Source organism: Pseudomonas sp. HS6-2 (assembly GCF_049325675.2).
Classification (GTDB): domain Bacteria; phylum Pseudomonadota; class Gammaproteobacteria; order Pseudomonadales; family Pseudomonadaceae; genus Aquipseudomonas; species Aquipseudomonas putida_N.
Window position 1 is genome coordinate 4,910,385 of the sequence record NZ_CM143906.1, and the last position, 21,871, is coordinate 4,932,255.

Here is a 21,871-nt window from a genome sequence, read left to right on the forward strand (position 1 = left end):
CCGCTTTGCGGCCCCAATGGCCATCACTGTTCCATCTGATCCTCATGCACCTGAACGCTGGCGGTCATCCCAGCGCTCAGGTGCACGCCTTCGGGAATCTGGTCGAGCCTGATCCGCACCGGGATCCGCTGCGCCAGCCGCACCCAGTTGAAGGTCGGCTCCACTACTGGCAGCAACTGGCTGTCTGGGTTGCTGTTGCTGTCGGTGATGCCGCGGCTGATGCTTTCCACATGGCCCTGCATCGCGTCGCCTGCGCCCATCAGCCAGACCTTCACCTCATCGCCAACCCGGATGCGCGGCAACTTGGTTTCCTCGAAATAGGCCTGGATGTAGAACGTCGAATCATCCACCAGGGCCATCACCGATTGACCGGTATTCACATAGTTGCCCTGGGCCAGGCGCAGGTTGGTGATATGCCCGCTACGCGGCGCCCGCACTTCGCTGCGCGCCAGGTTGATCTTCGCCACCTGCAACTGTGCTTCGGCCTCATGCAATTCGCCGCGGGCGACGGCGGCGTTGATCTGGGCATTCTCGCGCAGCTCGGCACTGATCGCCTCCGGGCCCAAGGCTGTGCGCCGCGCTGCTTCACGCTCACGCAGGTGCAATTGCTGGGCGCGGGTTTCAGCCACCGCGCTGGCTTGGTCGAACGCGGCCTGGAAACGCTCGCGATCAATGCTCATCAGCAAGTCGCCAGCCTTGACCTGCTGGTTGTCCTGCACCTTCAGCTCACGCACCCAGCCAGACACGTCCGGGGCGATCACCACCACATCGGCGCGTACCCGGGCATCACGCGTCCATGGCGTGAGCATGTAGTACTGCCAGAGCTTGAAGCCGGCCAGAACGGCAATGGCGACCACGCACAGGGTCACCAGGGTACGGACGACAGCACGCATTGAATCACTCCTTACAAAGGCCCCAGCAGACGAACCACCAGGAACAGCACACAAACGAACAACGCCGTGTCGAACAGCGCTTCATGCCAGATCCAGCGCCCCAGCGGCGTGGCGTGCACCACCAGGCGCAGCACGCCGGTCAGCGCCAGCGCCATCAGAACATAAATCAGGAACGGGCTGAGCAGCACACCGCCCAGCTCCCACTCACGCAAGCCCATGGGCATCCTCCTGCGAACGGCACCATTTCCCCCAGCTTTTCTGCAACTGCAATACCGCGCCCTGGGCAAGGCGCAACGGGTCGCTGGCCGGCGCCCGCTGCAAGGCGGCGATGAACTGCTCGCTGGCCGCATCCAGACGCTGCCCGCGCCCCGCTGCCGGGCCTTTGGCCAGTACCGCCTCGACCTGCTGCAGGTACTCGCGCTCGGCGCCAGCCAATGGCACTTGGGCCACCGCCAGGCACATGCGCAGGTGCACCAGCTCGTCACCGATATCCAGCCCATGCAGGCCGTCATCCCAGCGCTTGCGCTCAGTGGCCGGCAACTCACTGGCATGCCGGGCCAGTTGCATCAGGCGGTCGGCCATGCGCCCGCCAAACCAGCTGTCGGCACCGCGCAAATCGCGCCGGGTCAAGCGCACCAGGTCGCTCTGGGTCGCGGCGCGCAGGCGCCGGCCAAGCCAGGCCGGGTGACGGAACACCAGCAGGCGGAACGCCAACACGGCGGCGCCCACCCCCATCAACATGGCCAGGGCGCTGTTGAGCATGGTCGCCACACCAAACGTCATGGCATTGAGCGGCGAGACCAGCACGATGAAATGCAGGCAATAAGAGGTCGCCGTGGCGCCGGTACGCGGATGGGCCATACCAAGCGCCCCGAAGAACAGCGGCACACCCATGCCCAGGCAGAGCATGGCGAAGCTGCTCCATTGCGGCAGGATGATCTGCCCTACCAGGAAAGCGAGCGGGATCGCCAGGAAGATCCCGCGCAAGAAACTCAGGCCGATCTGCGCGCCGTTCTCGCGGCTGGCGAACAGGCTGCAGACCACGCAGGTCAGCACCAGGCCACCCGGCGCCGACGGCCAGGCAGTAGCCAGCCAGAAGCTGCTCATCACCAGGAAGGCCAAGGCACTGCGTGAACCGAACAACAACGCCAGCGACCAGTCGCGGTGCACCGCCAGGCCCTGGGCGACATCCTTCGGCGCCCTGCCCGCCTCGACATCGTCCAGGGCCTGGGTGGCGGCCATGGCGAAGTCCAGCAGCAAGGCCATGCGCGCCAGGCAGAAATGCTCGGCAGAGCTGATCTGCTCGTCATGCGCGGCATCCCAGATGCGCTGGCGCAACACCAGCAGGCTCGGCTGATCGGGGCTGACCAGCAGTGCTCGCAGTTCTTCAAGCCAAGGACCGAGGCGCCCGGCTTCGTGCGCGTCCAGTTGCCGCCACTGCCGACGGACAGAGCGTGAAATGCGCAGCAGCACCATGAGTTTCTGGCTCAACCCGCGAATGGCCTTGGCCCTCAGCCGCCCGCGCGGCCCCTCGAACCAGGCGTGCTCGCGCTGGGTATCGATGGCGACGATGCGGCCGAGGCTGTCCAGCAACCCTTTGCGCGCTTCATCCTCGCCACCAAGCATGGCGCTTGCCGCCTGCAAGCCGTTCTGCCAGGCCTGACGGGCCTGCCCGGCGAGCTGCTGCTCGACCCGCATCGGCCAGATCAGGGCGCTGCTGGCGGTGGCGCAGAAGATCCCCAGGCAGATCTCGGTACAACGCGCTACCGCCTGGTCGAACACCTGCAAGGGATGACTGATGGCGGGCAAAGCAATGATGGCTGCGGTGTAGCCGGCCAGTACGAACGAATAGGCCCAGGCACTGCGTAACTGCGTGGAGGCCGCCGTGCACAGGGCCAGCCACAACGCCAAGGTGATCAGGAACAGCCATGGCGTCTGCGCGAACAGGCCGATGAACACCACCGACATGACCGTGCCGACCAAAGTCCCGGCCAGACGCGCCAGACCCTTTTGCACCACCATCCCCGACAACGGCTGGGCGACGATGAATGCGGTCATCAACGCCCAGGACGGTTGCTCCAGCCCCCAACGCATGGCCAGCCACAGCGCCAGGCCCGCTCCAAGCAGGGTCTTGATGGCGAACTTGATGGCGAGGCTGCTGGGTGCGAACAGGGCCTGGAGGGTGATGGGCACGAATCGGACCTTGCGAGGGGATGGTTATATGAACGATAGACAATGGGGAAAGGATACTGCCGGGACGATTAATTAGCTAGCTAATCATCTTTATCGACAAAAAACGCGGACAAAAAAATAGGCGACCGAAGTCGCCCAAAATGCCTTGCGTGCTCGTGGTTCCGGAAGGTCAGCGCGGCTTGCGCTTTTGCGAGTCCTTCCAGATGAAAATGCCCAGACCGGCAAAGAATGCAAACATCAACCCGACCGTTACCACGCCCGCGATAACCACATTGTCGAAAAACATGCTGGCCTCCCGATTCGTTTGCCGTTGTCCGATGGATGCAAGGTAACGAATACGGGGGCGGGGAAAATTGATCAGGGTCAATGCTGCCCGGGACCGGGCACGCGAGGCGGGTGCAGGGTTGACCTGCGTCAAGTTTCAGCGCTTCTTGGGCTTGCCCTTGGGCTTCTTTTTCTTCGCGGGGGCAAGCGGCATGGCCTGCTCGAACGCCTGGCGCACTTCGTTCAGACGTTTTTCCTTGAGGTCATGGATGCGCTTGGCGCGCTCGGCATCGAAGTCGATGAGGTTGTCTTGGCTCATGGGTGGGCTCGACGATCTACAGAGACTTGCATCATGAAGCCAGGCGCCGGTCGTGACCAGCCCCGCGTCAGACTTCGATATCGACCAGCAGGCCCTGACGCTGGTGCTCGCCCATCAGCGGCGCCACCGGCACGGTATTGTCGGCGTTGACTTCATCACCCGGCACCGCGTTGTAACGCTCCTCATCGCCCTTGCTGTTGCGCCGTTGCTGCTGCCGGCGTTGCTCTTCACGCAGCAGCAAGGCCTGCTCCTGCGGGTCGCGCTGCTGCTTGAGGTCGATGGCGCTTTCGTTGGACGACGGCTGCACGGGCACCACCGGCTTGATGTCGGGTGTCTGCTTGACCGGATCCTGTTGCGAGGTCACGGGGGCGGCACTGAGCGGGATGATCGGCGGCAGCATGGAAGTTCTCCTGTGCCCACTGTATCGGCCATCCGTTAGCCAGCTTGAGCGTAAAAGGTGAGAATGCGCGGCCATTCACGGCCGCGCCATGCCAGTATAGACAGCCGTTACTCGGCCTCATCCTCAGGGTCGTCGTCGCTGGCCGGCGGGCTGGCTTCGCTCCAGGGCCGCTTGTAGACCTGTTGCCAGACCGAATCCATGTGCTCACGCAGCACCTGTGGCGCGTTCTTCAGCGAAGCGCTGTCTTCACGTTCGCCGCCAACCGGCTCCTCACCTGCCGGGGTGATCAGCGACTGACCGGTGATGGTGTAGGCGCTCTGCCCCTCGCGCATCTCGATGGCGATGTCGTGCGGGTCGATGCCGCCACCACAGAAGGCATGGCTGGCCACTGTCACTTCGGCGACACCGTCCTTGTTCAGGTCAGTGACATCACTGACATCGGTGTAGAAGTCGACATCCAGGTCCAGCCCCGGGCAGGTGGTTTCCTGCTCGATCTGCCAGCGCGGCTTGAACGCGTCGCTCTCGGAGGTACGACCGTACAGGGTGGCCTTGAGTACTACCTTGTCGACCTCCTGCTCGGACTCGGCATCGACCGCCTGGCCATCGCTGCGGCTGAGCACCAGCAGCCCCTCGCCGTCGCGGTCGCGGAAGTGCACGCTCTTGATCGGCGTCTGCACGCCCAGCACTTCGAGCTGCTCGACCGGGATCGCAGGCAAGGTTTCGAAATTTTTCTGTTCACAGGCAGCCAGCAGCAACAAGCTGCTCAGGGCCAGGGAAGTGTGCAACCAGCGGTGCTTGAGCGGCATATCGGTGCGTAGCCCTCGTCAGCAAGACGGTGTTTTCTGCGATGAAACAGCTAGACTCATGGACTTCTGGTCTATGGTCCGCCCGGCCTATCCGTTAACATAGCCGGCTTTTTCATCGCGGGAGTTCAGGCAGTATGGCGCAGCAGTATCAACCGGGGCAACGCTGGATCAGCGACAGTGAAGCGGAGCTTGGCCTGGGTACCATCCTGGCGCAGGATGGCCGCCTGTTGACCGTGCTCTACCCGGCCACTGGCGACACCCGCCAGTATTCCCTGCGCAATGCGCCGCTGACCCGCGTGCGTTTCTCGCCGGGTGACCAGATCACCCACTTCGAAGGCTGGAAGCTGACCGTACGCGAGGTCGAGGACATCGACGGGCTGATGGTCTACCACGGCCTGGATGGCCAGAACCAGGCGCGCACCCTGCCGGAAACCCAGCTGTCGAACTTCATCCAGTTCCGCCTGGCCAGCGACCGCCTGTTCGCCGGGCAGATCGACCCGCTGTCGTGGTTCAGCCTGCGTTACAACACCCTGCACCACACCAGCAAGCAGATGCAGTCGTCGCTATGGGGCCTGGGCGGTTGCCGCGCGCAACCGATCGCCCACCAGTTGCACATTGCCCGCGAAGTCGCCGACCGCAGCGCCCCACGCGTTCTGCTGGCCGACGAAGTAGGCCTGGGCAAGACCATCGAGGCCGGCCTGGTGATTCACCGCCAGCTGCTGTCCGGCCGCGCCAGCCGCGTGCTGATCCTGGTTCCGGAGAACCTCCAGCACCAATGGCTGGTGGAAATGCGCCGGCGCTTCAACCTGCAGGTCGCCCTGTTCGACGCCGAGCGCTTCATCGAAAGCGACGCCAGCAACCCGTTCGAGGATGCCCAGCTGGCGCTGGTCGCCCTGGAGTGGCTGGTCGATGACGAAAAGGCCCAGGACGCTCTGTTCGCCGCTGGCTGGGACCTGATGGTGGTCGACGAGGCGCACCACCTGGTGTGGCACGAAGAGCAGGCCAGCACCGAGTACAGCCTGGTCGAGCAACTGGCCCAGGTCATCCCGGGCGTGCTGCTGCTGACCGCTACCCCCGAACAGCTTGGCCAGGACAGCCACTTCGCCCGCCTGCGCCTGCTCGACCCCAACCGTTTCCATGACCTCGCGGCGTTCCGCGCCGAGAGCGAAAACTACCGCCCGGTGGCCGAAGCCGTGCAGGAGCTGCTTGAAGAAGGCCGCCTGTCACCCAAGGCCCATGCCACCATTCAAGGCTTCCTCGGCGCCGAAGGCGAAGCCCTGCTGGCCGCAGTCAACGATGGCGACACCCAGGCCAGTGCCCGTCTGATCCGCGAACTGCTCGACCGCCACGGCACCGGCCGCGTGCTGTTCCGCAACACCCGTGCCGCCGTCCAGGGTTTCCCCGAGCGCCAGCTGCATCCATATCCGCTGGCCAACCCGGCGCCCTACCAGGACCTGCCTGCCGGCGAACACGCCGAGCTGTACCCGGAAGTGGCCTTCCAGGCCCAGGGCGAGGTCAGCGACGACGAACGCTGGTGGCGCTTCGACCCACGGGTCGACTGGCTGATCGACACGCTGAAGATGCTCAAGCGCACCAAGGTCCTGGTGATCTGCGCCCACGCTGAAACCGCCATGGACCTGGAAGACGCCTTGCGCGTGCGCTCCGGCATCCCGGCGACGGTGTTCCACGAAGGCATGAGCATCCTCGAGCGTGACCGCGCTGCGGCCTACTTCGCTGACGAGGAATTCGGCGCCCAGGTGCTGATCTGCTCCGAGATCGGCAGTGAAGGCCGTAACTTCCAGTTCGCCCATCACCTGGTGATGTTCGACCTGCCGGCCCACCCGGACCTGCTCGAACAGCGCATCGGCCGTCTCGACCGTATCGGCCAGAAGCACACCATCGAACTGCACATTCCGTATCTGCAGGACAGCCCGCAGGAGCGCCTGTTCCAGTGGTACCACGATGGCCTGAACGCCTTCCTCAATACCTGCCCGACCGGTAACGCCCTTCAGCACCAGTTCGGCCCGCGCCTGCTGCCGATGCTCGAAGGCGGCGATGCCAAGGCCTGGACCGCACTGGTCAGCGAGGCCCGTGGCGAGCGCGAGCGCCTGGAGGCAGAACTGCACAGCGGCCGTGACCGCCTGCTGGAGCTCAACTCTGGTGGTGCCGGCGAGGGCCAGGCGCTGGTCGAGGCGATCCTTGAGCAAGACGACCAGTTCGCCCTGCCGATCTACATGGAAACCCTGTTCGACGCCTTCGGCATCGACAGCGAAGACCACTCGGAAAACGCCCTGATCCTCAAGCCGAGCGAGAAGATGCTCGACGCCAGCTTCCCGCTGGGCGACGACGAAGGCGTGACCATCACCTACGACCGCGCCCAGGCGCTGTCGCGTGAAGACATGCAGTTCCTCACCTGGGAACACCCGATGGTGCAGGGCGGCATGGACCTGGTGCTGTCCGGTTCGATGGGCAACACCGCAGTCGCGCTGATCAAGAACAAGGCGCTCAAACCGGGCACCGTGCTGCTCGAGCTGCTGTTCGTCAGCGAGGTGGTGGCGCCGCGCAGCCTGCAACTGGGCCGTTACCTGCCGCCAGCGGCACTGCGCTGCCTGCTCGATGCCAACGGCAACGACCTGGCTTCGCGGGTAGCGTTCGAAACCCTCAACGACCAGCTCGAAAGCGTGCCGCGGGCCAGCGCCAACAAGTTCGTGCAGGCCCAGCGTGATGTGCTGGCCCAACGCATCAGTGGTGGTGAAGCCAAGGTCATGCCGGTCCACGTCGAGCGCGTGGCCGAAGCCCAGCGCCGCCTGGTCGCCGAGGCCGATGAAGAGCTGGCACGCCTGACCGCGCTGCAGGCCGTCAACCCGAGCGTGCGTGACAGCGAGATCGATGCGCTGCGCAAGCAGCGTGAGCAAGGCCTGGCGATGCTCGACAAGGCCGCGCTGCGCCTCGAGGCGATACGTGTGCTGGTCGCCGGCTGACCGTCCTGCCACCTGACTGGGGGGCGCTTTGGCGCCCCCCAGTTCGTTATGCCGACTGGCTATCGACTTCAGAGCCAAATCATTGAAGCCAAAGTGCCACTAGTCAGGAAGGTTCAACCACCTGTTTCTATACTGCCCCAGAACAGTCTCCACAGCGCTTGAACGGAGACGAGTGAAAACTCGAGCAAAGGGCTAGCAATGGACTGGCTGGGACTGCAACTGTTCACCGAACTGCCGGTAACCGGGCGCATCGTCATCGACTGCCGCCACGAACCGTTACTGGTGCTGATCGCGTTTGCCGTGGCCAGCGCAGCGTGCTTCGCCACCCTCGACATGGCCGAGCGCCAATCCCACACCGAGCTGCGCGCTGCCCAGCGACAATGGCGTGTGCTCGGCGCCTGCTGCCTGGCCGGCGGCATATGGGCCATGCACTTCATCAGCATGCTCGCCTTTCAGGCCCCAGTGGAGAAGCATTACGACGTGTCGCTGACCGGCCTGTCCCTCTTGATCGCATTACTGGTGGCGTGGCTGGCGATGAACAGCCTGGACCGCAGCGAAATGCGCCCGCAGCACTACCTGCAAAGCGCGCTGCTTATCGGCCTGGGCATCGTCATCATGCATTTCGTCGGCATGGCCGCGCTGCAGACCGGTGCCCAGCAGTATTACCAGACCGGCCTGCTGCTCAGCAGCGCCGTCATCGCCCTGCTCACCAGCCTTGTCGCGTTGTTGCTGGCCCGCTACTTCCGTAACGGCAGCGGTACCCTGCACCAGACCATGAAGTATGGCGCCAGCCTGATCATGGCCAGCGGCATCGTGGCCACCCACTTCACCGCCATGTCGGCCATGACCCTGGTAATCCCCGCCGACACCGCCTTGCTCCTGCCCTCGGGTGACAACAGCCTGCAGCTGGGGCTGACCATCGCCTTCATCACCTTGCTGATCAGCGGCAGCAGCATCAGCGCCGCCCTGGCCGACAAGAAGCTGCAGAGCAAGGAAGACGACCTGCGCCGTTACGGCGTGCTGCTCAGCCAACTGGACCAGGCCCGCGAGTCACTGCAACAGGCCGCCCACTACGACGCCCTGACCAACCTGGTCAACCGACGTGGTTTCAACCAGATCTTCGCCGAACGCCTGGCAGAGCAGGATCCCAATGAAGACCGCCTGGCCGTGATGTTCCTCGACATCGACCACTTCAAGCGAATCAACGACAGCCTCGGCCACGATGCCGGCGACGAATTGCTCAAGGTGATCGCCAACCACATCACGGCCGCCACCCGCAGCCACGACCTGGTGGCCCGCTTCGGCGGTGACGAGTTCTGTGTGGTCACCAGCCTGAACAGCCACGACGAGGCGCGCCACCTGGCCCAGCGCATCATGCAACGGATGAAAGAGCCGATCGACCTGGGCGGCCGGCGCATGGTCATGACCACCAGCATCGGCATCAGCATCTACCCCGATGATGGCCTGACCACCGAAGAACTGCTCAAGCATGCCGACCTTGCCCTCTATCAATCCAAAGGCAGCGGGCGCAACAGCCTGCACTTTTTCAACAGCAGCCTGAAAAGCCGTGCCAGCCTGGCCTTGCAATTGGAAGAGGAGCTGCGCATTGCCCTGCTCGAAGAACGCGGCCTATGCGTGCATTACCAACCGATCTTCGACCTGCGCACCGGCCAGGTGGCCAAACTCGAAGCGCTGGTGCGCTGGCAGCACCCGCTGCACGGGCTGATGGGGCCTGACCGGTTCATCGGCATTGCCGAAGCCAACGGCCTGATCGTTGACCTCGACCTGTGGGTGCTGCGCCACGCCTGCCAGGACCTGGCCCGGCTTCAGCAGCATGGTTTTACCAGCCTGAAGGTCACGGTCAACTGCTCGGCGGTGACCCTGGGCCATGAAGCCCTGCCCAGCGAAGTGGAAGTGGCGCTGTTCCAGGCGGGCCTGGCGCCTCGACAGCTGGAACTGGAAGTCACCGAAAACGCTTTGATGGGTGACATCGAGCATACCGTCAGCCTGCTCAAGCGCATTCGCGGCCAAGGTGTCGGCCTGTCGATCGACGATTTCGGCACCGGCTATTCGTCGCTGGCCTACCTCAAACGCCTGCCTCTGGACGTGCTGAAGATCGACCGCTCATTCCTGCAGGATGTGCCCGGCAGCCTGAAAGATCGCGAGATCATCGAGGCCATCATCGCCATGGCCCACACCCTACACCTGGAAGTGGTCAGCGAAGGCGTCGAAACCGTCGAGCAACATGAGTTTCTGGTCAGCAAGGGCTGCGACTACCTGCAGGGCTACCTGCTCAGCCGCCCCGTGCCGCTGAGCGAACTACGCTCGCTGCTCGATCAGCTCGACCGCCAGGACAGCGTATTCAACCCTTGTTGCGATACAGCTCTACCAGGGTCGCCGGATCTTTTTGCAGATACCCCTGGCTACCGTGCAGGCGCATCAGCTGCGCGGCAAGGCCACTGAGTGGCGTTGCCGTACCCTGCTCGCGGGAAAGCTTGACGGCACCGTCGAGGTCCTTGAGCAAGGTGCGGACATGCCACTTGACCGGTTCGAAACGGCTTTCGGCCATCTGCGGCGCCAGGATCTGCAGCGGCTTCGAATCGGCAAAGCCACCGGCAAGGGCCTCGGCGATCAAGGTGGCGTCGACGCCTGACTGCTCGGCCAACGCCACTACTTCCGCAATCACCAGGGCATTGCAGGCCACGATCATCTGATTGCAAGCCTTGGTCACCTGCCCTGCCCCCACACCGCCCATGTGCGTGACCCGCTGGCCAAGCACCTGCAGCACCGGGCGCGCCCGGTGCAGGTCAGTGGCCTCGCCCCCCACCATGATCGCCAAGGTGCCCGCCTCGGCCCCTGGCGTGCCACCGGAAACCGGAGCGTCTAGCCAGGCCATGCCGCACAGGGCAGCCAACTCGGCAGCCATTTCCCGGGTGGCGGTCGGCTCCAGGCTGGAGAAGTCCACCAGCAACTGCCCGCTGCGCCCGCCCTCGGCGATGCCTTGCTCGCCAAACACCACTTCGCGCACCACTGCCGTGTCGGCCAAGCACAACAGCACCATGTCGTTGTCACGGCACAGCTCGGCCGGGTTCGCCGCCAACCGTGCACCTGCGGCCACCAACGTGGCGCATTTGTCCGGGCTGCGGTTCCAGACCGTCAGCGGATAACCCGCAGCCAACAGGCGCCGGCACATTGGCAGGCCCATCAGGCCAATCCCGGCGAATCCCAGCGAAGGCAGTGCAGTACTCATGAACGACTCCAGGCAGAAGATTAAAGAAGCGTGACAAGCGGGCGAGGCAATGCCGGCAAATGGCGCACTATGACCTCTGCCAAAACTTCTGCCAATGCGCGAAGGTCCGTAGATCCGCCCCATTACGCATGCCGTAAACTGTTACCGCAGCGCCGAATCAGCCCACCACTGTTACCAACTTCCACCTTACGTGAGCGTCAACAAGCACCGACATGGTGCGGCTGCGTATTTTTAAGCACTAAAAAAGCGCGCCGTTATTCCACTTGCTTGGCCTGAATCACGATGAACGGTGAAACCACCACGGCCCAGATCTCTGGATCGCGGCTTTGCAGCTCGAGCGCCTGCTCGGCGCTGACCGGGCCGACAGTGCCATCACTACGCCATTTGGCGAAGATCTCGCTGCGATTCTCGGCCATTGCCGCGGCGACCTCGATCAGGTCGAGCGTGGGGTCGACCCAAATCAGGTCACCCTTGGCCCAGAAACGCTCCAAAGCCTTCCACTCGATTGTCGCCGTCTCGCCGAGCAATTTGGCATAGAGGGTGCTTGTTTGATCAGTCATGGGTTTGTACCCGCAAATTCGGCCAATGAAAAAAGGCCGGCATTTTTGCAGAAAAACCCGGTTTCAAATATGTAATTTGGTCGATTGGCCCCGAAGTTATGGGGCGGGGCCCAGGATGCAGGCAAAGTGATGGCGCTTTTCTGTATCTTTGTGTCGATCATGCGACAACCCGCGGAACAGGCACTTTTTGCCCGCTTTTCAAGCGCGCAAACAGCGCTCTACACTGTACCGGTACAGTTCCGGGACATGTTCCGGGGGAAGGTGGGCATGCAGTGTGGCGTGGCCATGCCGCAAATCCCGCCCGGTCTGTAGCCCTGGCCGCCAGGACTATAAGAATTACAACAGAATGAGTGGAGCACTATGATCAAGATTTCCAAGCTGTTCGCCGCAATGGTACTGGCCGGGGTAGCCAGCCATTCGTTTGCCGCCGATACCATCAAGATCGGGATCGCGGGCCCTAAAACCGGCCCTGTGACCCAGTACGGCGACATGCAGTTCATCGGCGCCAAGCAGGCCATCAAGGATATCAACGCCAAGGGCGGCGTCGATGGCAAGATGCTCGAAGCCAAGGAATACGACGACGCCTGCGACCCTAAACAGGCCGTGGCAGTCGCCAACAAAGTGGTCAACGACGGCGTCAAGTTCGTCATCGGCCACCTGTGCTCCAGCTCCACCCAGCCAGCGTCCGACATCTACGAAGACGAAGGCGTGATCATGATCACCCCGGCCGCCACCTCGCCGGAAATCACCGCCCGTGGCTACAAGCTGATCTTCCGCACCATCGGCCTGGACAGCGCCCAGGGCCCGGCTGCCGGCAACTACATCGCCGACCACGTCAAGCCGAAAGTGGTTGCCGTTCTGCACGACAAGCAGCAGTACGGTGAAGGCATCGCCACCGCGGTCAAGCAGACCCTCGAGAAGAAAGGCACCAAGGTTGCCGTCTTCGAAGGCCTGAACGCCGGTGACAAGGACTTCTCCTCGATCATCCAGAAGCTCAAGCAGAACAACGTCGACTTCGTCTACTACGGCGGCTACCACCCAGAGCTGGGCCTGATCTTGCGCCAAGCCCAGGAAAAAGGCCTGAAAGCCAAGTTCATGGGCCCGGAAGGCGTGGGTAACGATTCCATCTCGCAGATCGCTCAGAACGCCTCCGAAGGCCTGCTGGTGACCCTGCCGAAGTCGTTCGACGCCGACCCTGAGAACAAGGCCATCGTCGACGCCATCAAGGCTGACGGCAAGGACCCGAGCGGCCCGTTCGTGTTCCCGGCCTACTCGGCTGTCGAGCTGATCGCCAAAGGCATCGAAGCGGCCAAGTCCGAAGACACCGACAAGGTGGCAGCCGCCATCCACGCCGGCTCCTTCAAGACCCCGACCGGCACCCTGTCCTACGACGAGAAAGGCGACCTGAAAGACTTCAAGTTCGTGGTCTACGAATGGCACTTCGGCAAGCCGAAGACCGAAGTCTCCCCTCAGTAACTGCGTGACTAATAGCTGACCGTAGAAGCCCACTGTGCGAGCAGTGGGCTTTGTTTTACGAGGTTCATGGGCCTGATCCCCGCGATCCGGGGGCCGACCCACCTGAAAATCTTAAAACCGTCACCCGCGGTTTCCTGGCCATACCCCTGCCAGCGAAATGCAAATCAGGTTTTTAGGAGCGCTGTAATGCCTGAGATCTACCATTTCTTCCAACAACTGGTTAATGGATTGACCATCGGCAGCACCTATGCCTTGATCGCCATCGGCTACACGATGGTGTACGGCATCATCGGCATGATCAACTTCGCCCACGGCGAGGTATACATGATCGGTTCCTACGTGGCCTTCATCGCTCTGGCGGGCCTGGCCATGATGGGTATCCATTCGCTGCCGATCCTGATGACCGTCGCCTTCGTCGCGACGATCTGCGTCACCAGTGCCTATGGCTACAGCATCGAACGGGTTGCCTACCGCCCCCTGCGCAACAGCAACCGTCTGATTCCGCTGATTTCAGCCATCGGTATGTCGATCTTCCTGCAGAACACGGTCTTGCTATCGCAAGACTCGAAGGACAAATCCATCCCCAACCTGATCCCCGGGAGCATCTCCTTCGGGCCGGGCGGTGCGGAGGAGGTCCTGGTTTCCTACATGCAGATCCTGGTGTTCGTGGTCACCCTGGTGGCCATGACCTGCCTGACCCTGTTCATCTCCCGTTCCCGCCTGGGCCGCGCCTGCCGCGCCTGCGCCGAGGACATCAAGATGGCCAACCTGCTGGGTATCAACACCAACAACATCATCGCCCTGACCTTCGTCATCGGTGCCGCCCTGGCGGCCGTGGCGGCCGTGCTGCTGAGCATGCAGTACGGGGTGATCAACCCCAACGCTGGTTTTCTGGTGGGCCTTAAGGCCTTCACCGCAGCGGTATTGGGCGGCATCGGCAGCATCCCGGGCGCCATGCTCGGCGGGCTGGTGCTGGGCGTGGCCGAAGCCTTCGGCGCCGACATCTTCGGCGACCAGTACAAGGACGTGGTGGCATTCGGCTTGTTGGTTCTTGTCCTGCTGTTCCGGCCGACCGGCATCCTGGGCCGCCCGGAGGTTGAAAAAGTATGAACAGAAATCTCAAACAGGCGTTCTTCAGCGCCTTGCTGGTATGGGCCGTGGCCTTCCCGGTGCTGGGCCTGAAACTGAGCATCGACGGCATCAGCCTGGCGGTGCACAGCCAAGGGTCGTTCACCATCAGTATCATCGCCGTGTGTTCGGTGCTGATGTTCCTGCGCGTGCTGTTCGACAAGCAGTGGAGCGCGGTGATGGGCCGTGGCTCGGATCGCAAGCTGATCCCGCCAGCCGTCAGCAACTACCTGACCCTGCCGAAAACCCAACGCTACGTGATCATCGGTCTGATCGTAGCGGCTTTGGTGTGGCCGTTCTTCGGCTCGCGCGGGGCGGTCGACATCGCCACGCTGATCCTGATCTACGTGCTGTTAGGCCTGGGCCTGAACATCGTGGTCGGTCTGGCCGGCCTGCTCGACCTCGGCTATGTCGGTTTCTACGCCGTCGGCGCCTACAGCTACGCGATGCTCTCGCACTACCTGGGCTGGAGCTTCTGGGTCTGCCTGCCGATCGCCGGCCTGATGTCGGCCACCTTCGGCTTCCTGCTCGGCTTCCCGGTGCTGCGCCTGCGCGGGGACTACCTGGCGATCGTGACCCTCGGCTTCGGCGAAATCATCCGCCTGTTCCTGCGCAATCTCACAGACTGGACTGGCGGCCCCAACGGCATCAGCAACATCCCCAAGCCGGAGTTCTTCGGCCTGACCTTCGAACGCAAGGCCGCCGAAGGGATGCAGACCTTCCACGAGTTCTTCGGGCTGGAATACAACTCGATCAACAAGGTCATCTTCCTTTACCTGGTCGCCCTGCTGCTGGCCCTGCTGGCACTGTTCGTGATCAACCGCCTGCTGCGCATGCCGATAGGCCGTGCCTGGGAAGCGCTGCGTGAGGACGAGATCGCCTGCCGTGCGCTGGGCCTGAACCCCACTGTGATCAAGCTCTCGGCATTCACCCTGGGTGCCTGCTTCGCCGGTTTCGCCGGCAGCTTCTTCGCCGCGCGCCAGGGCCTGGTGACGCCGGAGTCGTTCACCTTCATCGAGTCGGCGATCATCCTCGCCATCGTCGTGCTCGGCGGCATGGGCTCACAACTGGGCGTGATTCTCGCGGCCATCGTGATGATCCTGCTGCCAGAGCTGATGCGTGAGTTCAGCGAATACCGGATGCTGATGTTCGGTGCGCTGATGGTGTTGATGATGATCTGGCGTCCGCAAGGCCTGCTGCCTATGCAACGTCCCCACATGGAGCTGCGTCGATGAGCCGCGAAATTCTGCAAGTCAGCGGCCTGAGCATGCGCTTCGGCGGCTTGTTGGCGGTCAACGGCGTGGCCCTGACCGTCAAGGAAAAACAGGTGGTGGCGCTGATCGGCCCGAACGGCGCTGGCAAAACCACGGTGTTCAACTGCCTGACCGGCTTCTACAAGCCCAGCGGCGGTACAATCCTGCTCGACGGCCAGCCGATCCAGGGCCTGGCCGGTCACCAGATCGCCCGCAAAGGCGTGGTGCGTACCTTCCAGAACGTGCGTCTGTTCAAGGAAATGACCGCGCTGGAAAACCTGCTGATCGCCCAGCACCGTCACCTGAACACCAACTTCTTCGCCGGGCTGTTCAAGACCCCGAACTTCCGCCGCAGCGAGAAGGAGGCCATGGAGCGCGCCCAGTACTGGCTGGAGAAGGTCAACCTGACCGAATTCGCCAACCGTACCGCCGGCACCCTCGCCTACGGCCAGCAACGCCGCCTGGAAATCGCCCGCTGCATGATGACCCAGCCACGGATCATCATGCTCGACGAACCCGCCGCGGGCCTGAACCCGAAGGAAACCGAAGACCTCAAGGCACTGATCGCCTACCTGCGTGAGTCGCACAACGTCACCGTGCTGCTGATCGAGCACGACATGAAGCTGGTGATGAGCATCTCCGACCACATCGTCGTGATCAACCAGGGCACGCCCCTCGCCCACGGCACGCCGGAGGAGATCCGCGACAACCCTGATGTGATCAAAGCCTACCTGGGGGAAGCGTAAATGCTGAAGTTCGAGAACGTTTCCACCTTCTACGGCAAGATCCAGGCGCTGCACAGCGTCAATGTCGAGATCAACCAGGGCGAGATCGTCACCCTGATCGGTGCCAACGGCGCTGGCAAGTCGACCTTGCTGATGACTCTGTGCGGCTCGCCACAGGCGCACAGCGGCAGCATCAAGTACCTGGGTGAAGAACTGGTCGGCCAGCCGTCCTCGCACATCATGCGCAAGAGCATCGCGGTGGTGCCAGAAGGCCGCCGCGTGTTCGCCCGCCTGACCGTCGAGGAAAACCTGGCCATGGGCGGTTTCTTCACCGACAAGGGCGACTACCAGGAGCAACTGGACAAGGTCCTGCAGCTGTTCCCACGGCTGAAGGAGCGTTACATCCAGCGTGGCGGCACCATGTCCGGTGGCGAGCAGCAGATGCTGGCCATCGGCCGGGCGCTGATGAGCAAGCCCAAGCTGTTGCTGCTCGATGAGCCTTCGCTGGGCCTGGCGCCGATCATCATCCAGCAGATCTTCGACATCATCGAACAGCTGCGCCGTGATGGCGTGACGGTGTTCCTGGTGGAGCAGAACGCCAACCAGGCACTGAAGATCGCCGACCGGGCGTATGTGCTGGAGAACGGTCGGGTGGTGATGCAGGGCACCGGTGAGGCACTGCTGACCGACCCGAAGGTGCGCGACGCCTACTTGGGTGGTTGAATGAAAAAGGGCCTTCGGGCCCTTTTTTCTGCCCGCAGGACGTGTATCGTGGCGAGCTCTTTGGCAAAGATTCTCCGGAGCCCGCCCCATGCGCCTCACCCCTACCCTGCTGCTCACTGCCCTGCTGCCATTGTTCGCCGGCTGCCAGTTGCTGGCCGAGCAGCCCCGTGACCCGAACATCGGTACCACGCGCATGCAGGGCGAACTGAGTGCAGGCGGCGGCCGGCTGTTGTTCAAACCCTGTGGTGAAAGCCGCCACTTCGTGATCAATGACGTCGCCGGCACCGGCATCCTCCAGGAGTCCGTCAGCCTGGCCAAGGACGCCAATGCCAAATTGTTCGCCGACATCCGTGGCCGCCTCACCGGTGCCAAACAGGCCGACAACGACGGCCAGCTGGAAGTCAGCCGCCTGTACCGCCTGGAGCCCTCCACCCGCGCCTGCGACGACCCCAACTTCAAGCAGCTGACCCTGCGCGCCAATGGCCACGAGCCGGACTGGGACATCAAGGCCAGCGGCAAGGGCATGGTGCTCAACCGCGTCGGCAAGGACCCACTACCGCTGCCGTTCCTCGAAGAAGAAGTGCCCGGCGGCGGCCTGACCCTGACCAGCGAAGCCAACGGCCAGCACGTTGAACTGTGGGTCGCCCCGCAACGCTGCGTCGACAACATGAGCGGCGCCGTGCGTCACCTGCGCGCCGAGCTGCGCATCGACGGCCAGACCCTGCGCGGCTGCGGTTACTACGGCGGTGCGCGCGACAACTGATCGCCGGGCGCTTTTTATCCTGCCAGTCGGGGCGGCTAACAGCTTATACTTGGCGGTTTGTGTAAAGCCGCCGGCCGCCCATGGCCGGGATACTGGACCCTGCCATGCTACGAATCACCGAACTGAAGCTGCCCCTGGACCATCCCGACGAAGCCCTGCGTGAAGCCATCGTCCAGCGCCTGGGCATCCGCGACGAGCAACTGCTCAGCTTCAACCTGTTCAAGCGCAGCTACGATGCGCGCAAGAAGAACAGCGAGCTGCTGTTCATCTACACCATCGACCTGGAAGCCAGCAACGAAGCCGAGCTGCTCAGCAAGTTCGCCGACGATCACAACATCGGCGTGGCCCCCGACGTCACCTACAAGTTCGTCGGCCAGGCCCCGGCCGACCTGCAGCAACGCCCGATCGTGGTCGGCTTCGGCCCGTGCGGCATCTTCGCCGGCCTGCTGCTGGCACAAATGGGCTTCAAGCCGATCATCCTCGAGCGCGGCAAGGAAGTGCGCCAGCGCACCAAGGACACCTGGGGCCTGTGGCGTAAAAGCGTGCTCAACCCCGAGTCCAACGTGCAGTTCGGCGAAGGCGGCGCCGGGACCTTCTCCGACGGCAAGCTCTACAGCCAGATCAAAGACCCGAACCACCACGGCCGCAAGGTCCTGGAAGAGTTCGTCAAGGCCGGCGCGCCGGACGAAATCCTCTACATCAACAAGCCGCACATCGGTACCTTCCGCCTGACCGGCATGGTCGAGCAGATGCGCCAGGACATGATCGCCCTAGGCGCCGAAGTGCGCTTCCAGGAAAAGGTCACCGACCTGCTGATCGAAGACGGCCAACTGACCGGCGTGGTGCTGGAAAGCGGCGAGCAGCTGCACTCGCGCCATGTGGTCCTGGCCCTGGGCCACAGCGCCCGCGACACCTTCCGCATGCTGCACGCCAAGGGCGTGTACATGGAAGCCAAGCCGTTCTCGGTGGGTTTCCGTATCGAGCACCCACAAACGCTGATCGACAAGGCTCGCCTGGGCAAGTACGCCGGCCACCCGAAACTTGGCGCTGCCGACTACAAACTGGTGTACCACGCCAAGAACGGCCGTTCGGTGTACAGCTTCTGCATGTGCCCGGGTGGCACCGTGGTCGCCGCCACCAGCGAGCCGGGCCGGGTGGTCACCAACGGCATGAGCCAGTACTCGCGTAACGAGCGCAACGCCAACTCCGGCATCGTCGTCGGCATCGACCCCGAGCGCGACTACCCGGGCGGCCCGCTGGCCGGCATCGAGCTGCAGGAGCGCCTGGAGGCCCACGCCTACGTCATGGGCGGCAGCAACTACCAGGCACCGGCGCAGCTGGTGGGCGACTTCGTCGCGGGCAAGCCATCCACCGCACTGGGCAGCGTCGAGCCATCGTACAAGCCAGGAGTGACCCTGGGTGACCTGGCGCCGAGCCTTCCGGACTTTGCCATCGAGGCAATCCGCGAAGCGCTGCCGGCGTTCGACCGCCAGATCAAAGGCTACAACCTGCATGATGCGGTGCTTACCGGCATCGAAACGCGCACCTCGTCGCCACTGCGCATTACCCGAGGTGCGGACTTCCAGAGCCTGAACATGAAGGGGCTGTTCCCGGCAGGCGAAGGTGCGGGGTATGCCGGTGGCATTCTTTCGGCGGGCGTGGATGGTATCCGCATTGCCGAAGCCGTGGCTCGCGACATCCTCGGCCTTTAAAGATACTGGCCGCGAAGAGGCCCGCGCAGGAAAACAAAAAACCCCGAACAGGCCTGGCCCGTTCGGGTTTTTTGTTTGCCGCGACGATCAGTGCGAAACGCGGCTGGTACCGTCAACGGTCATGATGCGCACGCGGTCACCAACGCGGAAGATTTCGTTCTGCTGCACGGCCTGCACATACGCGCGCATGCTGCCATCGTCTTCACGCACAGTGATTTCCACACCCTGGGTACGGGTCAGGCCTTCCTCGGCAGCGGAACCTGCCAGGCCACCGGCCACGGCACCAATCACGGCGGTGACGATGCTGCCACGGCCACCGCCAATGGCGCTGCCGGCCACGCCACCGACGATGGCGCCAGCACCACCACCGATCGGAGTCTTGGTGCCTTCGATCTTGACCGGGCGCAGGGATTCGATGGTACCCATGCGCACGGTCTGCACGCGACGGGCCTCATCACGGGAATAGCTGTCGCCGGTCAGGCTCGAGGCACAGCCACCGAGCAGCAGCGACATGGTGGTGAAAGTCGCCACCAGCAAAGCGGATTTACGCATGGGTACAATCTCCAGAAAACAGGTGTCCATTAGACGCTGCGCGTTGACGGCTGTCACGGCGCCAGCACAAAAAAATTATTTCCATTCAGCCCCTGTACAGCCTTGTACCGACAGTAATGCGGGCGTTACAGCTCAGACCAAGGATAGCCACGGATTACTTCATCGTCGGTGAAGAAGTGTGGTTTGAGGAGGGAATGGGGCTGCCGGGCAGCCCCGGGGATGTCAGGGCGCCAGGCGCTCCCGCGCCCACTGCCCGTCGACCAGGCGGTAGTTCAGGCGGTCATGCAGCCGGCTGGCCCGCCCCTGCCAGAACTCGATCCGCTCAGGCAGCAAGCGATAGCCACCCCAATGTTCCGGGCAATGCGGCTGGGTATCGGAGAAGCGCGCTTCGGTGGCCTTGACCAGGCCTTCGAGCTCCTCACGATTGGCAATCACACGGCTCTGCGGCGAAGCCCAGGCCCCCAGGCGGCTGCCCAGCGGTCGCACCTGGTAGTAGTCATCCGACTCCTTGGCCGTGACCTTTTCCACCCGCCCTTCGATCCGCACCTGGCGCTCCAGTGCCGGCCAGAAGAAGGTCATGGCAGCGAACGGGTTGGCCAGCAGCTGCTGGCCCTTGGCGCTGTCATAGTTGGTAAAGAAGGTGAAACCACGGTCATCGAGGCCCTTGAGCAGCAACACACGACAGTGCGGGCGGCCCTCGCCATCGACCGTGGCGAGGGTCAGGGCGTTGGCCTCCACCGGTGGCTGCTCGGTCTTCACCGCGTCGGCAAACCACTGGTGGAACAGGGCGAACGGCTCACCCGGCGCCTGGGCTTCAGCCAGGCCATCACGGGTGTAGTCGCGGCGCATATCGGCCAGGGATTGAGTCATGGCTGCGTTTCCTTGACGATCAGTTGGTCTTCGCAGGGCTGTTGGCAGCTACTTTCTTGTCGGTGGTAGCGGCTTTCTTGGCGGCAGGCTTGGCTGGCGCGGCTTTTTTCTTGGCAGTGGTCTTTGCCGCAGGTTTGGCAGCGGCCTTCTTCGCAGCAGGCTTGGCGGCTGGCTTCTTGGTCTCGACTGGCTTGGCGGCAGGTGCCTTGGCATCCTGCACGGCAACCATCGAAGCCGGGCTTGCTACCGGAGCAGCCTGTTGGTACTTGGCCAGCAGGGCAAGCATGGTGTTCTGCGGCGTCAGCAGCATTTCGACACGGCGGTTCAGGGCACGGCCTTCAGCGCTGTCGTTGGCGGCACGCGGCATTACCGAGCCCATGCCCTTGAGCGACAGACGGTCACGCTGCAGGCCACTCAGGCGGAAGATGGCCGATACCGAGGCGGCACGCTCCAGGCTCAGCTTCTGGTTGGCGGCTGCTACACCGCTGGTGTCGGCATGGCCCAGTACCAGCACGGCAGTCTTCGAGTCACCTTCGACAGCCTTGGCCACGCGGGTGATCGGGCCCAGGGTCATCGGCAGCAGCATGTTCGGGCGATCCGGGTTGTACGAGCTGTCGACCGGGATGGTCACCACCAGCACGTTGTCGCGGCGCTCCAGCTCCAGCTTGCTGTCCTTGACGGCTTCGCGCAGCTTTGGCTCGTACTGGTCCAGCCAGGCCTGGGTGGCCTTTTCATCGATCTTCGGTACGACAGGGCCTTTGGCCTGCTTGTCATCACCGCCGAACGGCCACCACCAGTGGCTGGCGCTCTCGGACTTGGCGTCGGCCTTGGCGACTTTCTCGGTAACCGCCGCTTTCACTTCCTTGTCGGCAACCTTGTCCGAACCGAACGGCCACCAGCTGCTGGCGCCGTCCTTGGAGGCGTCCTGGGAGTGGCTGGCGCAACCGGTCATAGCGGCCAGGCACAGGGCGAGAGCTAAGGTTTTATGTGAAGACATCAGCGA

The 21,871-nt window shown here is 63.3% G+C and carries 21 protein-coding genes; 9 read left to right on the forward strand and 12 right to left on the reverse strand.

Annotated features, from left to right (window positions below; all coding sequences use genetic code 11):
* Positions 1–23: 23 nt before the first annotated feature.
* The 7 genes from ACOKS3_RS22930 to ACOKS3_RS22960 all read right to left on the reverse strand — a co-directional run bounded on the left by ACOKS3_RS22930 (position 24) and on the right by ACOKS3_RS22960 (position 4,875).
* Complete coding sequence (locus ACOKS3_RS22930; RefSeq protein WP_103449458.1) at positions 24–893, reverse strand: efflux RND transporter periplasmic adaptor subunit; 870 nt, start codon at positions 891–893, stop codon at positions 24–26.
* Between the two features lie 11 nt (positions 894–904).
* Positions 905–1,111, reverse strand: coding sequence for a DUF1656 domain-containing protein (locus ACOKS3_RS22935; RefSeq protein WP_103449457.1), 207 nt, complete (start codon positions 1,109–1,111; stop codon positions 905–907).
* Positions 1,098–3,086 (reverse strand): FUSC family protein, encoded by a 1,989-nt coding sequence (locus tag ACOKS3_RS22940; RefSeq protein WP_422764637.1) that lies wholly within the window; start codon positions 3,084–3,086, stop codon positions 1,098–1,100. The genes ACOKS3_RS22935 and ACOKS3_RS22940 overlap by 14 nt, the downstream gene beginning before the upstream one ends.
* Before the next feature lie 169 nt (positions 3,087–3,255).
* Positions 3,256–3,372 (reverse strand): cytochrome c oxidase subunit CcoM, encoded by a 117-nt coding sequence (gene ccoM / locus ACOKS3_RS22945; protein ID WP_275898203.1) that lies wholly within the window; start codon positions 3,370–3,372, stop codon positions 3,256–3,258.
* Positions 3,373–3,507: 135 nt separating this feature from the next.
* Entirely contained in the window at positions 3,508–3,669 is a 162-nt protein-coding gene (locus ACOKS3_RS22950; protein WP_181004542.1) for a hypothetical protein, read from the reverse strand.
* A gap of 67 nt (positions 3,670–3,736) precedes the next feature.
* Entirely contained in the window at positions 3,737–4,069 is a 333-nt protein-coding gene (locus tag ACOKS3_RS22955) for an aspartate-semialdehyde dehydrogenase (protein WP_103449455.1), read from the reverse strand.
* Positions 4,070–4,176: 107 nt separating this feature from the next.
* Positions 4,177–4,875 carry a M949_RS01915 family surface polysaccharide biosynthesis protein gene (locus ACOKS3_RS22960; protein ID WP_422764636.1) on the reverse strand — a complete coding sequence of 233 codons (699 nt, stop codon included), beginning with the start codon at positions 4,873–4,875 and terminating at the stop codon, positions 4,177–4,179.
* Positions 4,876–5,009: 134 nt separating this feature from the next.
* On the opposite strand from ACOKS3_RS22960, the gene rapA reads away from it, so the two are divergent.
* Both rapA and ACOKS3_RS22970 read left to right on the forward strand, forming a co-directional pair.
* Positions 5,010–7,856, forward strand: a complete 2,847-nt coding sequence (rapA, locus tag ACOKS3_RS22965) for an RNA polymerase-associated protein RapA (protein WP_103449453.1) — start codon at positions 5,010–5,012, stop codon at positions 7,854–7,856.
* 198 nt (positions 7,857–8,054) lie between these two features.
* Positions 8,055–10,319 carry a putative bifunctional diguanylate cyclase/phosphodiesterase gene (locus ACOKS3_RS22970; RefSeq protein WP_103449452.1) on the forward strand — a complete coding sequence of 755 codons (2,265 nt, stop codon included), beginning with the start codon at positions 8,055–8,057 and terminating at the stop codon, positions 10,317–10,319.
* Here the strand turns inward: ACOKS3_RS22970 and ACOKS3_RS22975 are convergent.
* Together ACOKS3_RS22975 and ACOKS3_RS22980 are read right to left on the reverse strand one after the other, a co-directional pair.
* A complete protein-coding gene (locus ACOKS3_RS22975; RefSeq protein WP_422764635.1) occupies positions 10,219–11,106 on the reverse strand; it encodes an NAD(P)-dependent oxidoreductase in 888 nt (295 codons plus the stop codon). The genes ACOKS3_RS22970 and ACOKS3_RS22975 overlap by 101 nt on opposite strands.
* A 254-nt stretch (positions 11,107–11,360) precedes the next feature.
* Positions 11,361–11,666, reverse strand: a complete 306-nt coding sequence (locus ACOKS3_RS22980; protein WP_103449450.1) for a DUF2288 domain-containing protein — start codon at positions 11,664–11,666, stop codon at positions 11,361–11,363.
* Positions 11,667–12,026: 360 nt separating this feature from the next.
* Between ACOKS3_RS22980 and ACOKS3_RS22985 the strand changes: the two genes are divergently transcribed.
* From ACOKS3_RS22985 to ACOKS3_RS23015, 7 genes are all read left to right on the forward strand, one after another.
* Positions 12,027–13,142 (forward strand): branched-chain amino acid ABC transporter substrate-binding protein, encoded by a 1,116-nt coding sequence (locus tag ACOKS3_RS22985; RefSeq protein ID WP_103449448.1) that lies wholly within the window; start codon positions 12,027–12,029, stop codon positions 13,140–13,142.
* A 186-nt stretch (positions 13,143–13,328) separates the two neighbouring features.
* Entirely contained in the window at positions 13,329–14,252 is a 924-nt protein-coding gene (gene livH / locus ACOKS3_RS22990; protein WP_054886946.1) for a high-affinity branched-chain amino acid ABC transporter permease LivH, read from the forward strand.
* Complete coding sequence (locus ACOKS3_RS22995) at positions 14,249–15,505, forward strand: high-affinity branched-chain amino acid ABC transporter permease LivM (protein WP_422764634.1); 1,257 nt, start codon at positions 14,249–14,251, stop codon at positions 15,503–15,505. The genes livH and ACOKS3_RS22995 overlap by 4 nt, the downstream gene beginning before the upstream one ends.
* On the forward strand, positions 15,502–16,269 hold the full coding sequence (gene livG, locus ACOKS3_RS23000) for a high-affinity branched-chain amino acid ABC transporter ATP-binding protein LivG (protein WP_008097486.1): 768 nt from the start codon (positions 15,502–15,504) through the stop codon (positions 16,267–16,269). Before ACOKS3_RS22995 ends, livG begins: the two co-directional genes overlap by 4 nt.
* Positions 16,270–16,971: an ABC transporter ATP-binding protein gene (locus ACOKS3_RS23005; protein ID WP_003254879.1), complete on the forward strand. Its 702-nt coding sequence runs from the start codon at positions 16,270–16,272 to the stop codon at positions 16,969–16,971. It begins immediately after the preceding gene.
* 88 nt (positions 16,972–17,059) lie between these two features.
* Complete coding sequence (locus tag ACOKS3_RS23010) at positions 17,060–17,734, forward strand: COG3650 family protein (RefSeq protein ID WP_422764633.1); 675 nt, start codon at positions 17,060–17,062, stop codon at positions 17,732–17,734.
* A gap of 104 nt (positions 17,735–17,838) precedes the next feature.
* Positions 17,839–19,446, forward strand: a complete 1,608-nt coding sequence (locus ACOKS3_RS23015; RefSeq protein WP_422764632.1) for an NAD(P)/FAD-dependent oxidoreductase — start codon at positions 17,839–17,841, stop codon at positions 19,444–19,446.
* Between the two features lie 87 nt (positions 19,447–19,533).
* Here the strand turns inward: ACOKS3_RS23015 and ACOKS3_RS23020 are convergent, their stop codons facing one another.
* The 3 genes from ACOKS3_RS23020 to ACOKS3_RS23030 all read right to left on the reverse strand — a co-directional run bounded on the left by ACOKS3_RS23020 (position 19,534) and on the right by ACOKS3_RS23030 (position 21,865).
* The gene (locus ACOKS3_RS23020) at positions 19,534–19,998 is read right to left on the reverse strand and encodes an outer membrane lipoprotein (protein WP_054885828.1); all 465 of its coding nucleotides are present in this window, start codon (positions 19,996–19,998) and stop codon (positions 19,534–19,536) included.
* A gap of 222 nt (positions 19,999–20,220) precedes the next feature.
* Positions 20,221–20,868 (reverse strand): pyridoxamine 5'-phosphate oxidase, encoded by a 648-nt coding sequence (pdxH, locus tag ACOKS3_RS23025; protein WP_103449444.1) that lies wholly within the window; start codon positions 20,866–20,868, stop codon positions 20,221–20,223.
* Between the two features lie 19 nt (positions 20,869–20,887).
* Positions 20,888–21,865 (reverse strand): OmpA family protein, encoded by a 978-nt coding sequence (locus ACOKS3_RS23030; protein ID WP_422764631.1) that lies wholly within the window; start codon positions 21,863–21,865, stop codon positions 20,888–20,890.
* Positions 21,866–21,871 lie beyond the last annotated feature (6 nt).